The sequence below is a fragment of the Enterobacter sp. ECC-019 genome (genome assembly GCF_043974075.1).
GTDB classification, from domain to species: Bacteria; Pseudomonadota; Gammaproteobacteria; order Enterobacterales; family Enterobacteriaceae; genus Enterobacter; species Enterobacter asburiae_D.
Genome location: NZ_CP143759.1, coordinates 253,028 through 268,788, shown reverse-complemented (window position 1 = coordinate 268,788; position 15,761 = coordinate 253,028). Strand labels below are relative to the sequence as shown.

General features: G+C 57.2%; 9 protein-coding genes. 6 read left to right on the top strand and 3 right to left on the bottom strand.

Going from position 1 to position 15,761, the window contains the following annotated elements; all coding sequences use genetic code 11:
• Position 1: 1 nt before the first annotated feature.
• Complete coding sequence (glgP, locus tag V1566_RS01385; RefSeq protein WP_395304860.1) at positions 2–2,449, top strand: glycogen phosphorylase; 2,448 nt, start codon at positions 2–4, stop codon at positions 2,447–2,449.
• Positions 2,450–2,536: 87 nt separating this feature from the next.
• On the opposite strand, the gene glpD is transcribed toward glgP, so the two are convergent.
• Entirely contained in the window at positions 2,537–4,045 is a 1,509-nt protein-coding gene (gene glpD / locus V1566_RS01380) for a glycerol-3-phosphate dehydrogenase (protein WP_032662239.1), read from the bottom strand.
• Between the two features lie 188 nt (positions 4,046–4,233).
• On the opposite strand from glpD, the gene glpE reads away from it, so the two are divergent.
• From glpE to V1566_RS01365, 3 genes are read left to right on the top strand one after another with little or no spacing between them, the layout of a single operon-like run.
• Positions 4,234–4,566: a thiosulfate sulfurtransferase GlpE gene (gene glpE, locus V1566_RS01375; RefSeq protein WP_006177908.1), complete on the top strand. Its 333-nt coding sequence runs from the start codon at positions 4,234–4,236 to the stop codon at positions 4,564–4,566.
• A gap of 47 nt (positions 4,567–4,613) precedes the next feature.
• The gene (gene glpG / locus V1566_RS01370) at positions 4,614–5,444 is read left to right on the top strand and encodes a rhomboid family intramembrane serine protease GlpG (protein WP_121426134.1); all 831 of its coding nucleotides are present in this window, start codon (positions 4,614–4,616) and stop codon (positions 5,442–5,444) included.
• Positions 5,445–5,460: 16 nt separating this feature from the next.
• The gene (locus V1566_RS01365; protein ID WP_008503060.1) at positions 5,461–6,219 is read left to right on the top strand and encodes a DeoR/GlpR family transcriptional regulator; all 759 of its coding nucleotides are present in this window, start codon (positions 5,461–5,463) and stop codon (positions 6,217–6,219) included.
• A gap of 82 nt (positions 6,220–6,301) precedes the next feature.
• Here the strand turns inward: V1566_RS01365 and malT are convergent, their stop codons facing one another.
• Positions 6,302–9,007, bottom strand: coding sequence for an HTH-type transcriptional regulator MalT (malT, locus tag V1566_RS01360; RefSeq protein WP_395304859.1), 2,706 nt, complete (start codon positions 9,005–9,007; stop codon positions 6,302–6,304).
• A gap of 586 nt (positions 9,008–9,593) precedes the next feature.
• Here malT and malP point away from each other — a divergent pair.
• On the top strand, positions 9,594–11,987 hold the full coding sequence (gene malP / locus V1566_RS01355) for a maltodextrin phosphorylase (protein WP_395304858.1): 2,394 nt from the start codon (positions 9,594–9,596) through the stop codon (positions 11,985–11,987).
• Positions 11,988–11,996: 9 nt separating this feature from the next.
• A complete protein-coding gene (malQ, locus tag V1566_RS01350) occupies positions 11,997–14,075 on the top strand; it encodes a 4-alpha-glucanotransferase (RefSeq protein WP_395304857.1) in 2,079 nt (692 codons plus the stop codon).
• Between the two features lie 88 nt (positions 14,076–14,163).
• Here malQ and gntT read toward each other — a convergent pair whose 3' ends face one another.
• Entirely contained in the window at positions 14,164–15,480 is a 1,317-nt protein-coding gene (gene gntT, locus V1566_RS01345) for a gluconate transporter (protein WP_033146827.1), read from the bottom strand.
• Positions 15,481–15,761 lie beyond the last annotated feature (281 nt).

The following is a 15,761-nucleotide window of genomic DNA, read 5'->3' as shown; positions in this document are numbered from 1 at the left end:
TATGAACGCTCCATTTAGCTACTCTTCACCCACGCTCAGCGTTGAGGCGTTAAAGCACTCCATCGCCTACAAGCTGATGTTCACCATCGGGAAAGATCCGGTTATTGCCAACAAGCACGAGTGGCTGAACGCCACCCTGTTTGCGGTACGTGACCGTTTAGTGGAACGCTGGCTGCGCTCAAACCGCGCCCAGCTCTCGCAGGAAACGCGTCAGGTTTACTACCTGTCGATGGAATTTTTGATTGGCCGCACGCTGTCCAATGCGCTGTTGTCGCTCGGTATTTATGACGACGTCAAAACCGCCCTGGAAGAGATGGGGTTAGATTTAGAAGAACTGATCGACGAAGAGAACGACCCGGGCCTCGGCAACGGCGGCCTGGGGCGTCTCGCCGCCTGCTTCCTCGACTCGCTGGCAACGCTGGCGCTGCCGGGCCGCGGCTACGGTATTCGCTACGACTACGGTATGTTCAAACAGAACATCGTCGATGGGCGTCAGAAAGAGTCGCCGGACTACTGGCTGGAGTACGGCAACCCGTGGGAGTTCAAGCGCCACAATACGCGCTACAAGGTGCGCTTTGGCGGGCGTATCCAGCAGGAAGGCAAAAAATCCCGCTGGGTAGAAACGGAAGAGATCCTGGCCGTAGCCTACGACCAGATTATCCCCGGCTATGACACCGATGCCACCAACACGCTGCGCCTGTGGAGTGCCCAGGCCAGTAGCGAAATTAACCTCGGTAAATTCAACCAGGGTGACTACTTTGCGGCGGTGGAAGATAAAAACCACTCCGAGAACGTGTCCCGCGTGCTGTACCCGGATGACTCGACCTACTCCGGCCGCGAGCTGCGCCTGCGTCAGGAGTATTTCCTCGTCTCCTCGACGATTCAGGATATCCTCAGCCGCCACCATCAGCTGCACAAAACCTACGCCAACCTGGCGGAGAAAACCGCAATCCACCTTAACGACACCCACCCGGTGCTCTCCATTCCGGAGCTGATGCGCCTGCTGATCGACGAGCATAAGTTCAGCTGGGATGACGCATTTGAAGTGACCTGTCAGGTGTTCTCCTACACCAACCACACGCTGATGAGTGAAGCGCTGGAAACGTGGCCGGTGGATATGCTCGGCAAAATCCTGCCGCGCCATCTGCAGATTATCTTTGAGATTAACGACTACTTCCTCAAGACACTGCAGGAGCAGTACCCGAACGATACCGGGCTGCTGAGCCGCGCGTCCATCATTGATGAATCGAACGGTCGCCGCGTGCGCATGGCCTGGCTGGCGGTCGTCATCAGCCACAAGGTCAACGGCGTGTCCGAGCTCCACTCGAACCTGATGGTGCAGTCGCTGTTTGCGGACTTCGCGAAGATCTTCCCGACGCGGTTCTGCAACGTGACCAATGGCGTCACGCCGCGCCGCTGGCTGGCGCTGGCTAACCAGCCGCTCTCTGAGGTGCTGGACGAGAATATCGGCCGTACCTGGCGTACCGATTTGAGCCAGCTGAGCGAGCTGGAACAGCATATTGATTTTCCGACGGTGAACAAAGCCGTGCGCGAAGCCAAGCTGCTGAACAAAAAGCGTCTGGCGGTCTGGCTGGCGATGCACCTCAACGTGGTGGCAAACCCGAAAGCGCTGTTCGACGTTCAGATCAAACGCATCCACGAATACAAGCGTCAGCTGATGAACGTGCTGCACGTGATCACCCATTACAACCGCATCAAGGCCGATCCAACGGCCGAATGGGTACCGCGCGTGAAGATCTTCGCCGGTAAGGCGGCTTCTGCCTACTACATGGCGAAGCACATCATTCATCTCATCAACGATGTGGCGAAGGTGGTTAACCAGGATCCGGACATTGGCGACAGGCTGAAGGTGGTGTTCATTCCGAACTACAGCGTAAGCCTGGCGCAGCTGATCATCCCGGCGGCGGATCTCTCTGAGCAGATTTCCACGGCGGGTACGGAAGCATCCGGCACCAGTAACATGAAGTTTGCCCTTAACGGCGCGCTGACCATTGGTACGCTTGACGGGGCGAATGTCGAGATGCTGGAGCACGTGGGCGAAGAAAATATCTTTATCTTCGGTAATACGACAGAAGAGGTGGAGGCGCTGCGCAGGAAAGGCTACTCGCCACGTCAATATTACGAAGAGGATGAAGAGTTACGCCAGGTGCTGACGCAGATCGCGACCGGCGTATTCAGCCCTGATGAACCGAGCCGCTATCGCGATCTGGTGGATTCACTGATTAACTTTGGCGATCACTACCAGGTGCTGGCGGATTATCGCAGCTACGTGGACTGTCAGGATAAGGTGGACGAACTGTATCGTCAGCAGGAGAAGTGGACCAGCGCCGCGATGTATAACATTGCCAATATGGGCTATTTCTCGTCCGACAGGACCATCAAGGAGTATGCCGAGACGATCTGGCATATTGATCCGGTGAGGTTGTAAAAACAAAGCCGGGTGACGGCTTCGCCTTACCCGGCCTACTCGATCCCGTAGGCCCGGTAAGCACAGCGCCACCGGGCATTTTTTCAATTACGACGCCAGCGACAGCTCACGCTTTCCCGCATTTTGCAGTAACCATTGCGCCACGCGAGACTGCTGCTCGGCGTTGAGCCACATCCCTTCTTTGGTGCGACGCCAGATAGCATCATCCAGACGACGAACCCACTCGTGCTCAACCAGATAGCGCAGCTCGGCTTCGTACAGCTCGTGGCCGAAATGCTCACCCAGATCCGCAATGTCCTTCGCATCACCCAGGAATAGCTCGGTATTGCTGCCGTAGGTGCGGGCATAGTGGCGCGCCATCCCTTCGGTGATGAACGGGAAGCGACGGCGCAGCTTGGCGGCGTAATCATCGCGGTTATCGCCGATATCACCGCCGGGCAGTACCGCGCCTTTGGTCCATGCCGGGCCAATGCCTTTGTAGTACGGCGCCAGTTTTTCCAGCGCGTGCTCGGCCAGCTTGCGGTAGGTGGTCAGCTTGCCGCCAAACACGGAAAGCAGCGGTGCCTGACCGTCAACGTCGTGAATATCGAGCGTATAGTCGCGGGTAATCGCCTGCGGTGAGTCAGACTCGTCATCGCACAGCGGACGCACGCCGGAGTAGGTCCAGACCACGTCATCGCGTGACAGCTGTTTCTTAAAGTGCGCGTTATACACTTTGAGCAGGTAGTTCACTTCGCTCTCGTCGATCTCGACGTTCTTCGGATCGCCTTTGTACTCCACGTCGGTGGTACCGATGATCGAGAATTCGTCCATCCACGGGATCACAAACACGATGCGCTTGTCTTCGTTCTGCAGAATGTAGGCCTGCTTCTGCGTATGCACGCGCGGCACCACAATGTGGCTGCCCTTGATCAGGCGAATGCCGTACGGCGAAGGCAGATGCATGCCGTCGTCGAAGAACTGCTTCACCCATGGGCCGGTAGCGTTCACCAGGCCGCGCGCTTTCCAGCTGAATTTCTCACCGGTATCGATGTCTTCCGCTTCCACAATCCACAGGCCGTTTTCACGACGGGCCGCGGTCGCGCGGGTACGGGTTTTCACCTCGCCGCCTTTCTTCTCGACCATCTGGGCATTCGCCAGCACCAGGCGCGCATCGTCCACCCAGCAGTCGGAATATTCGAAACCGCGCACGATTTCAGGCTTAAGGACCGATTCTGAGCCAAAACGCAAACCTTTCGAACCCGGGAGGCTGGTGCGTTTACCCAGATGATCGTACATAAACAGACCAATTCGGATCATCCACGCCGGACGCAGATGCGGGCGATGGGGCAGGCGGAAGCGCATCGGGATAGCCAGATGCGGGGCCATTTTCAGCAGCACTTCGCGTTCGGCCAGTGCTTCACTGACCAGGCGGAATTCGTAGTGTTCCAGGTAGCGCAGGCCACCGTGAATCAGTTTGGAGCTGGCGGACGACGTCGCGCAGGCGAGATCGTTAGCTTCCAGCATCAGTACGGATAAACCGCGTCCTGCGGCATCGACCGCAATACCGGCACCGTTGATGCCACCGCCTATCACAATCAGATCTTTGGTTTCCATAACACCCTCATGCACTTTCGTTAAAGCTCAGAAATGTTCGATATCGCTCATAATAGCAAAGGAACGCGCTTTTGGTAACATCAAAAAAACAATTTAGAGTGATATGGATAACATAATGGCGTTTACCCGCCGCCAGGACGTACACTACGGGGTAAAATCTTGTCGTTGACCACTGTAAAGAGAACACCATGGATCAGTTTGAATGTATTAACGTAGAAGAAGCCCACCAGAAGATGCACCAGGGAAAAGCGGTGCTGGTGGACATCCGCGATCCGCAGAGTTTTGCGATGGGCCACACGCCGGGCGCGTTCCATCTCACCAACGACACGCTGGGCGCGTTTATGCGCGATAACGACTTCGAGACGCCGGTCATGGTCATGTGCTACCACGGCAACAGCAGCAAAGGCGCGGCGCAGTATCTGCTTCAGCAGGGCTACGACGCGGTGTACAGCGTCGACGGCGGCTTTGATGCCTGGCATCGTCATTTCCCGGCAGAAGTGGAATACGCTTTTGAGCGCTGATCCCGCTATACTGTCCCCTTTTGTGTGGAAATAAGCGACCGCTGCCCATGTTGATGATCACCTCTTTTACCAACCCGCGCGTCGCCCAGGCGTTTGTCGACTATATGGCGACGCAGGGCGTTATTCTGACCATTCAGCAACATAACCAGACCGACGTCTGGCTGGCCGACGAGAGCCAGGCCGCGCGCGTAAACGAAGAGCTGGCGCGTTTTCTTGAGAACCCTGGCGACCCGCGCTATCTGGCGGCCAGCTGGCAGTCCGGGCAGACCGGCAGCGGATTGCACTACAGCCGTTTTCCCTTCCTTGCCACCATCCGCGAACGCGCGGGCCCGTTTACGCTGCTGCTGATGGCGGCCTGCATTATCGTCTTCATTATTATGAACGTGGTGGGCGACCAGAGCGTGATGATTGCCCTGGCCTGGCCCTATGACCCGTCTCTTGAGTTTGACGTCTGGCGCTACTTTAGCCACGCGCTGATGCACTTCTCGGTGATGCATATCCTCTTTAACCTGCTCTGGTGGTGGTATCTCGGCGGTGCCGTTGAAAAGCGTCTGGGCAGCGGCAAGCTGATCGTTATTACCCTTATCAGCGCCCTGCTGAGCGGCTATGTGCAGCACAAGTTCAGCGGACCGTGGTTTGGCGGACTGTCGGGCGTCGTGTATGCCCTGATGGGCTATGTCTGGCTTCGCGGGGAGCGCGATCCGGAAAGCGGCATCTATCTGCAACGCGGATTAATAACCTTTGCGTTAATATGGCTAATTGCCGGATGGTTTGATCTGTTTGGTATGTCTATCGCCAACGGTGCACACGTCGCCGGGCTGGCCGTGGGGCTGGCGATGGCGTTTGCCGACACGCTCCATGCGCGAAAACGAACATAATTCTCAGGGATAATTGATGAAACAAACACAACGTCATGACGCTATTATCGAACTGGTAAAAAAACAGGGATACGTCAGCACCGAAGAGCTGGTGGAGCAGTTTGCCGTCAGCCCACAAACCATTCGTCGTGACCTGAACGACCTGGCCGATCAGAACCGCATTCTTCGCCACCACGGCGGGGCGGCGCTGCCGTCCAGTTCGGTCAACACCTCCTGGCATGACCGTAAAGCCACGCAGACGGCAGAGAAAGAGCGCATTGCCCGCAAGGTCGCCAGCCAGATCCCAAACGGGGCGACGCTGTTTATTGATATCGGCACCACGCCGGAAGCGGTGGCCCATGCGCTGCTGGATCACGAGAACCTGCGCGTGGTCACCAACAACCTGAACGTGGCCAATACCCTGATGCAGAAAGATGACTTCCGCATCATCCTCGCGGGCGGCGAACTGCGCAGCCGCGACGGCGGGATTATCGGCGAAGCGACCCTCGATTTTATCTCTCAGTTCCGCCTCGACTTCGGCATTCTGGGGATCAGCGGCATCGACAGCGACGGCTCGCTGCTGGAGTTCGATTATCACGAGGTACGCACCAAGCGCGCGATTATCGAAAACTCGCGCCACGTGATGCTGGTGGTGGATCATTCCAAGTTTGGCCGTAACGCGATGGTGAACATGGGCAGTATCAGCATGGTGGACGCGGTCTATACCGACGTGATGCCGCCGGCGGGCGTGATGCAGGTGATTAAGGATAATAATTTGCAGCTGGAATTGTGCTAGGAATTGTGTCGGGTGGCGCTGCGCTTACCCGACCTACAAAACCCCGTAGGCCCGTGCAAGCGTAGCGCCGCCGGGCAAGGAATTACACCCCATACCCCATCATCTTCAACAGCTGCTGCGCATGCTGTACCGCATCCTGACGATGCGCCACACCCAACTTCTGATACAGATTGCGGATATGCGTTTTGATGGTGGTCGCCGCCACCGCCAGCTCGCCGGCAATCTGCTCGTTGCTGTAGCCTGAATAGATCAGTCCCAGAACCTGCCATTCGCGCTGGGTGAGCGGGCTGGTGCGGATAAGCTCCGGCACTTCCGGGTGGTTCAGCAGACGTTCAACGAAGTTCTCATCAAAATGCGCGAACTTGTGCCGATGATGCTGGTTAATCTCACGCAGAATGCGCTGGGCGCGATGCTGATCCAGCTCCGGCAGCGTGTTGAGCTGAATAAGCTGACGCAGCTGCTGCGCCATCACTTCGCCTTCAATCACAAAGTGGCTGATAAACCCGGTGCGGTTAGCTAGCTGGAGCGCCTCCAGCAGCACGCGCTGGGCATCGTTTTTACGGCCCGCCTGCCAGTAGAGCTGGTTCAGCAGCAGCAGATTGCGGTTCAGGTCGCTCATCAGACGCAGGCTGCGTGCGTTCTCGTTCAGCTCTTCCAGCACAATCTCTGCGGGCTCTAATTCACCGAGCAGGATCTGCGCGCGGGCAATGTTGCGCCACTGGCTCTGCAGGAAGTGGTTGTTCGCAAATTCCGGTTTTGGCGTCTGACGTAGCCAGTTGGCGGCGGATTTTTTATCGCCGGTCATCTGCCAGTAAATCACCCGGACTTTATCGGCGTTGGAGACCCAGTCGCTATGATACTGACCGTTGCCGAGCAGGTTCTCCAGGCGGTTCAGATGGTTGCGGGCGTTATCGAGATCGCCGCGCGCCAGCGAGCACTGCACCAGCAGCGCCAGACACTGCAGCTGTTGCTGAGGCTGGAAGCTGGAAAGGACATCCACACCCTGGCGGGCGCAGCTTTCCGCTTCATCCAGACGCGACCATGCCCACAGCAGCTGAGCGCGAATACGCAACAGGAACTCGTGCATCGGCAGCTGTTCCAGGTGCTGTTCACGAATCAGCTGGAACGCTTTTTCCTGGTTTTCCCAGGCGGCCTGCAGGAACCCCTGCGCGAATAAAATCTCGCTCTGTTGGATCAGGCTCCACAGCGCGTAATGCCAGACATCATGACGACGCGCCATCTGTTCGGTCTGCTGCATCAATGAAAGCGAGCGCGTGAGGTCGCCTTTGCAGTGCAGCACTTCGCCGTGCACCGAGGTCGCCACGATGCGGCTGTAGAAGTTGGCCAGCGGCAGTTCATCCAGCGCGACCATCGCCAGCCGTTCAGCTTCGTCCGGATCGCCGTCGTTAATGGCCACCTGAGCGCGCAGCGCGTTAAACTCGCCGTGCAGGGTGGCATCCATTTCGCTTTCCATCTCCTGCTCGGCGCGCGCCAGCAGGGTGTTCACTTCGCTGTAGCGATGCTGACTCTGCATCAGCCAGGCCTGCAGCAGCACCAGACGCGGGTTCTCCAGCAGACTTTCCCACGGCAGGGCTTTGAGAGACTCTTCCAGCAGCGTCAGTTCGCTGTGGTTAAACAGGCCCCACGCATGATTAAGGAGAATATCGCGCAGCATGCTGGCATCACCGGCGGCTAGCGCGTGGTGGATGGCCTCGCTCGGGAAGCCTTGTGCCATCCAGCTTTCGGCAGCGGCGCGGTGGATCTCCGGAAGTTCAACCGCCAGTTCCCACTGACAGCGCTGGCGCAGGAAGCTACCAAACAGCGGGTGATAGCTAAACCACTCGCCCGGATCATCCATGCGCGTCAGGAAAAGGCCCTGACGTTCAATCTCTTCGAGCTGTAGCTGACCGTTTTCACAGCCCGTCACGCGTACGATGAGCGCATCGTTCATGGAACGTAGCAGAGAGCTTTTCAGCAGGAAATTACGCGTCGAAGGATCGACGCTGTCCAGCACTTCATCCACGAGGTAGTCAGAAAGGTGGCTGGCATTGATGCCCGCCAGACGCCGCGCAGACTGATGCGTCGGACTGTTGTTTTGCCGGGCAGAGAGCGCGATAAGCTGCAGCGCCGTCGCCCAGCCGGCAACGTCATCACACAGGCGGCTGCTTTCGGCGGCCTCAATCGGTGATGTCAGGCGGCAGTCAAAGAACTGCTTCGCTTCCTGGTGGGTAAAGGCCAGTTGCTGACTGCCCACTTCCAGAAGCTGGTCGCGCACGCGCAGGTTGGCAATACCCAGCTGCGGCAGGTTGCGTGACAGCACGACTAAGGTCAGGTTTTCCGGCTGATGGCGCAGGAAGAAACGCATCGACTCATGAATCACCGGGTTAGTGATGAGATGGTAATCATCAATCACCACGTAAAGCGGGCGATGCCATTCGGCCAGTTCGATAAACAGCTGAGAGAAAAGGGAGGACAAGCTGGCGTACTGGCGCTTTTGCACCATCACCTCACTGGCGACGCAGTGTCCATGGGTTGCTTGCTGAATGGCGGCAATCAGATAGCTGGCAAAACGCTCCTGCTGGTTATCGCCCTCGTCGAGGGAGTACCAGCCAAGATCGCTCTTACCCGCGGCCCATTGCGAAATGAGCGTTGTTTTTCCATAGCCTGCAGGGCTCGTAACCAGCGCCAGTCGGAAATTATGCGCGCCGGAAAGTTTAGCCAACAGACGCTCGCGGACCACTGTATGGTCAAGACGAACCGGGCGACTTAATTTAGACGGAATCAACATAGGTTTCACTTCACTGTGGGGAACGAGAGATTTTATTTTTTTTGCGCTTCGTAATTAATAGGATATAAGGTCGAACAGAAAGAGAACTATTGCAAGTTATGTCTGGGTTTTGTGGTTCTGAATTTGCACTCTGTCACAAAACATTCAGGCAAATGTTGGAACTTTCTCGAAAGGGGCTTAACGCCGCGTCACTGCTGGCTTGTCTGTGCTCGTTACCGCTGCGCTGAAACTGGTTTCAGAAAGGTATAGTGACGTCAAATTTAATAAAGTCCGGGTAAAGTTGAGTGAGAGTAATAGTCTCCGGAGATGTAACCCGATGGCTAAATTATTATTCTACGTAAGTAATCATTTCAGAACGGATTAATTTCACCCGAAACTGCATTTCATTTCTTTGACATTCTCCCCGGGTACTTTTTTATCTTCCGGGCACACTCGAACTATGCTCTGAGAGTGGTCTCGATCACACTTTTATGCTCATCCCCGCTACTCCTCCCTGTCTAATCCCCCACAGGAGGAGGAAGAGGGGAAATGAGCTAGGCACACTAGCGCCAACTTGTGTTTTCTTTCTAAAGGATGCCGATCCCCTATGTCACAGCCTACCTTCAACAAAGCTCAATTCCAGGCTGCCCTGACGCGTCAGTGGCAGCGTTTTGGCCTTCATGCTGCAAACGAAATGACGCCTCACCAGTGGTGGCAGGCCGTGAGCGGTGCGCTCGCAGAGCAACTGGATGCTCAACCGGTGGCAAAGCCTGTTAAGGGCCAGCGTCACGTGAACTATATCTCGATGGAATTCCTGATTGGCCGCCTGACGGGCAACAACCTGCTGAACCTCGGCTGGTATCAGGACGTCGGCGATGTGCTGAAAGAACACGACATTAACCTGACCGACCTGCTGGAAGAAGAGACAGACCCGGCGCTGGGCAACGGCGGTCTGGGTCGTCTGGCGGCCTGTTTCCTGGACTCTATGGCGACCGTCGGCCAGTCGGCGATCGGCTATGGCCTGAACTACCAGTACGGCCTGTTCCGTCAGTCGTTTGCCGATGGCCATCAGATGGAAGCGCCGGACGACTGGCATCGCAATACCTATCCGTGGTTCCGCCACAACGCGCAGCTGGATGTGCAGGTCGGCATTGGCGGGAAAGTCACTAAGCTGGGGCTCTGGGAACCGGCGTTCACCATTACCGGTGAAGCCTGGGATCTGCCGGTGCTTGGCTACCGGAACGGCGTGGCGCAGCCGCTGCGTCTGTGGCAGGCGAAGCACGCGCATCCGTTTAACCTGACCAAATTTAACGACGGCGATTTCCTGCGCGCCGAGCAGCAGGGCATCGACGCCGAGAAGCTGACCAAAGTCCTCTACCCGAACGACAACCACCTGGCCGGTAAAAAGCTGCGCCTGATGCAGCAGTACTTCCAGTGCGCCTGCTCCGTGGCGGACATTCTGCGTCGCCATCACCTGGCGGGCCGCAAGCTGGCGCAGCTGCCGGACTTTGAAGTGATTCAGCTCAACGACACGCACCCGACTATTGCTATCCCGGAACTGCTGCGCGTGCTGATCGACGAGCATCAGCTGAGCTGGGACGACGCCTGGGCCATCACCAGCCGTACCTTTGCCTACACCAACCACACCCTGATGCCAGAAGCGCTCGAGTGCTGGGATGAGAAGCTGGTGAAAACGCTGCTGCCGCGCCACATGCAGATCATCAACAAGATTAACGACCAGTTTAAAACCCTGGTGGATAAAACCTGGCCGGGCAACAAAGCGGTCTGGGCGAAGCTGGCGGTGGTTCACGATAAGCAGGTGCGCATGGCGAACATGTGCGTAGTCAGCGGCTTTGCCGTGAACGGCGTGGCGGCACTGCACTCGGATCTGGTGGTCAAAGATCTGTTCCCGGAATACCACCAGCTGTGGCCGACCAAATTCCACAACGTGACCAACGGCATCACGCCGCGTCGCTGGATCAAGCAGTGCAACCCGCTGCTGGCCGACCTGCTGGATAAGACCCTGAAGAAAGAGTGGGCCAACGATCTGGATCAGCTCATCAACCTGGAAAAATACGCCGACGACGCGAAGTTCCGCAAGCAGTACCGCGCGATCAAGCTGGAGAACAAGGTTCGCCTGGCGGAGTTCGTGAAAGTGCGTACCGGGATTGAGATCAACCCGAACGCCATTTTCGATATCCAGATTAAACGTCTGCACGAGTACAAACGCCAGCACCTGAACCTGCTGCACATTCTGGCGCTGTACAAAGAGATCCGCGAGAACCCGCAGGCTGACCGCGTGCCGCGCGTGTTCCTGTTCGGTGCGAAAGCGGCGCCGGGCTACTACCTGGCGAAAAACATTATCCTCGCTATCAATAAAGTGGCGGCGGCTGTCAACAGCGATCCGAAAGTGGGCGACAAGCTGAAGGTGGTGTTCCTGCCGGATTACTGCGTCTCGGCCGCTGAAATGCTGATCCCGGCGGCGGATATCTCCGAGCAGATCTCGACTGCGGGGAAAGAGGCGTCCGGTACCGGCAACATGAAGCTGGCGCTGAACGGTGCGCTGACCGTCGGTACGCTCGACGGGGCCAACGTCGAAATCGCCGAGAAGGTCGGTGAAGAGAATATCTTCATCTTCGGCCATACCGTGGAAGAGGTGAAAGCCATCAAGGCCAAAGGCTACGACCCGGTGAAATGGCGTAAGAAAGACAAAGTGCTGGATGCGGTGCTGAAGGAGCTGGAAAGCGGTAAATTCAGCGACGGCGACAAGCACGCGTTTGACCAGATGCTGCACAGCATGGACAAACACGGCGGTGACCCGTATCTGGTGATGGCGGACTTCACGGCCTACGTTGAAGCGCAAAAGCAGGTCGACGTGCTGTATCGTGACCAGGAGGCGTGGACCCGGGCGTGCATTCTGAACACCGCCCGCTGCGGTATGTTCAGCTCTGACCGTTCAATCCGTGATTATCAGGCCCGTATCTGGCAGGCAAAACGCTAAGGAAGCGCGATGGAGAGTAAACGTCTGGACAGCGCCGCGCAGGCGGCGGGGATCAGCCTCAGTTACATTAATGCTCACGGCAAACCGCAGTCTATTGGCGCCGACACCAAAAGACGTTTGCTGGACGCTATGCACAAAGCCGACGCGAAAGCGTCGGTTGCGCCGGTGCCGAACGTGAAGGTGTTCACCGCAGGCAAAAAAATGCCGCTGGCGGTGGAGGGGCGCGGCGAGTTTAGCTGGCTGCTTACCACCGAAGAGGGGCATCAGCACAAAGGCCACGCCACCGGCGGCAAAACGTTAAACCTTCCGGCGAAGCTGCCGGAGGGCTATCACACCCTCACGCTTACCCAGGACGACCTGCGTTTCCACTGCAGGGTGATCGTCGCGCCAAAACGCTGCTACGAGCCGCAGGCGCTGCTCGAAGGCAAAAAGCTGTGGGGCGCCTGCGTGCAGCTCTACACCCTGCGCTCAGACAGCAACTGGGGCATCGGTGATTTTGGCGATCTGAAAAAGATGCTGGCATCCGTGGGCGAGCGCGGCGGCGCGTTTATCGGCCTCAACCCGATCCACGCGCTCTACCCGGCCAACCCGGAGAGCGCCAGCCCGTATAGCCCATCGTCCCGTCGCTGGCTGAACGTGATTTATATCGACGTTAACGCGTTAGATGACTTCAAAAACAGCAAAGACGCGCAGGCGTGGTGGAAACTCAGCACCACGCAGCAGGCGCTGAAGCAGGCGCGCGACGCAGACTGGGTGGACTATTCCACCGTCACGGCGCTGAAAATGGCCGCGCTGCGTCTGGCGTGGAAAGGCTTTTCGCAGCGCGACGACGAGCAGATGGCCGCGTTCCGCCAGTTTGTGACGCAGGAGGGCGAGAGCCTGTACTGGCAGGCGGCGTTTGATGCGCTGCACGCCTATCAGGTGAAAGAGGACGAAATGCGCTGGGGCTGGCCGGTCTGGCCTGACGCGTATCAGTCCGTCGACACGCCTGAAGTGAAAGCGTTCTGTGAAAAATATGCCGTTGAAGTGGATTTCTACCTGTGGCTGCAGTGGCTGGCGTACAGCCAGTTTGCCGCCTGCTGGCAGGTGAGCCAGGGCTATAAGATGCCGATCGGCCTGTATCGTGACCTGGCCGTGGGTGTGGCAGAAGGCGGCGCGGAAACCTGGTGCGATCGTGAGCTTTACTGCCTGAAAGCCTCCGTCGGTGCGCCACCGGATATCCTTGGCCCGCTCGGTCAGAACTGGGGGCTGCCGCCGATGGATCCGCACGTCATGGCGGCGCGCGCCTACGAGCCGTTTATCGACCTGCTGCGTGCCAACATGCAGAACTGCGGCGCGCTGCGTATCGACCACGTGATGTCCGTGCTGCGCCTGTGGTGGATCCCGTACGGTGAAACCGCCGATCACGGGGCGTACGTTCAGTACCCGGTTGACGATCTGCTGTCGATCCTGGCGCTGGAAAGCAAGCGCCACCAGTGCATGGTGATCGGTGAAGATCTCGGTACCGTGCCGGTGGAAATTGTCAGCAAGCTCCGCGACAGCGGCGTCTACTCCTATAAAGTGCTCTATTTTGAAAACGACCATGAGAAAACCTTCCGCGCGCCGAAAGCGTACCCTGAACAGTCAATGGCAGTCGCGACGACGCATGACCTTCCTACGCTTCGTGGCTATTGGGAAAGCGGCGATCTGACGCTCGGCAAAACGCTGGGTCTGTATCCTGATGAAGAGGTTTTGCGCGGCCTGTATCAGGATCGCGAGCTCTCGAAACAGGGGCTGCTGGATGCGCTGCACAAGCAGGGCTGTTTGCCGAAACGTGCCGGACATAAGGCGTCATTGATGTCGATGACCGCTACCCTCAATCGTGGTTTGCAGCGCTATATTGCCGACAGCAACAGCGCGCTGCTGGGCCTGCAGCCGGAAGACTGGATTGATATGGCGGAGCCGGTGAACATTCCGGGCACCAGCTATCAGTACAAGAACTGGCGTCGCAAGCTGTCCACAACGCTTGAGAAGATGTTTGCCGATGACGGGGTGAACAAGCTGATTAAGGATTTGGACAAGCGGCGAAAAGCAGCCGCGAAGAAGTGATAAAAAAACCCGCCAGTGGCGGGTTTTTTATTATCCGGTAGCGCTCATGTAGGTCGGGTAAGGCGAAGCCGCCTCCCGACTTAATACATCAGACAACCATATTCAACAGCAGCACCCCGACCAGACCGCACACCGAAATAATGGTTTCCAGCGCGGACCAGGACTTGATGGTTTCACCGATCGTCAGGTTGAAGTACTCCTTGAACAGCCAGAAGCCAGGGTCGTTAACGTGAGAGAAAATCACGCTACCGGAACCGACGGCGATAACCATCAGCTCAGGGCTTACGCCCGTGGTCGCAATCAGCGGGGCAACGATACCGCCTGCGGTGATCGCCGCAACGGTCGCAGAACCCAGCGCAATACGCAGAACTGCAGCAATAGACCAGGCCATCAGGAGCGGCGACACGTTGGTTTCATGCATCATGGCAGCGATGTATTTGTCCACGCCGCTGTCGACCAGAACCTGCTTGAACGCACCGCCACCGCCGATGATCAGGAGCATCATGGCAATGATTTTGATGGAAGAGGTCAGCGTGTCGTTGATCTGATCCATTGAACGACCGCGGTTCAGACCGAAGGTAAACATCGCGATCAGCACCGCAATCAGCGTTGCCATCACCGGGTCACCCAGGAATTCCGCAACGGACAGGAAAGCATGACCTTTCGGCAGGATCATCTCTGCCACGGCACGCATCGCCATCAGGATCACCGGCACCAGAGAAGTCCACACGCTGACGCCAAAGCCAGGCATCTCTTCTTCGGTGAAGGTTTTGGCGCTGTACAGACCTTCCGGGATCGGCTTATCAATGCCTTTCAGGAAGCGGGCATAAACCGGGCCGGCCAGAATCACCGTCGGGATCGCCAGAATCGTACCGAACAGCAGGGTTTTACCCATATCCGCGTGGAAGATGGTCGCGATAGCGGTTGGGCCCGGGTGCGGCGGCAGGAAGCCGTGGGTCACGGACAGCGCCGCAGCCATTGGCACACCGACATACAACAGCGGGATGTTTGCCGCCGCCGCGATGGTGAACACCAGCGGCAGCATCAGCACGAAGCCCACTTCATAGAACAGCGCGAAACCGACGGTAAAACCGGTTAACACTACCGCCCACTGGATGTTCTTCTTGCCAAATTTGGCAATCAGCGTGGTGGCGATACGCTGCGCACCTCCGCAGTCTGCCAGCATTTTGCCGAGCATGGCGCCGAAGCCCATGATCAATGCCAGGCTGCCGAGCGTGCCGCCGACACCGGCTTTAATCGAGCTGATGACTTTCACCAGCGGCATTCCTTGCATCAGACCGACTGCAAGTGCCACCAGAACCAGAGCGATAAATCCGTTCATTTTGAAACGGATCATCAAGAGCAGTAATAACACAACACCGATAGCAACGATGACTAATGGCATGATTTACCTGGCCTTTGAATTGTTATGGGTAACGTCATTGTTTCAACGACAAATTCCGATTGTCCCAACTGGGAACAGAGTGTTAACGGCACTCATACTGATGCCTTCGAAACCATTAAGTTTAGTCGGCTGTTATAAGGATGCTGAGTGCCCACGAGAATGATACGGGTAACATGATGTGGTTGAGAATCACCCTGGCAGGCAAAATGTGAATTATGAGACGCAGGTCAACATATAGAGGGGGAGGCAAGGGAAGGTAGGCCCGGTAAGCGCAGCGCCAC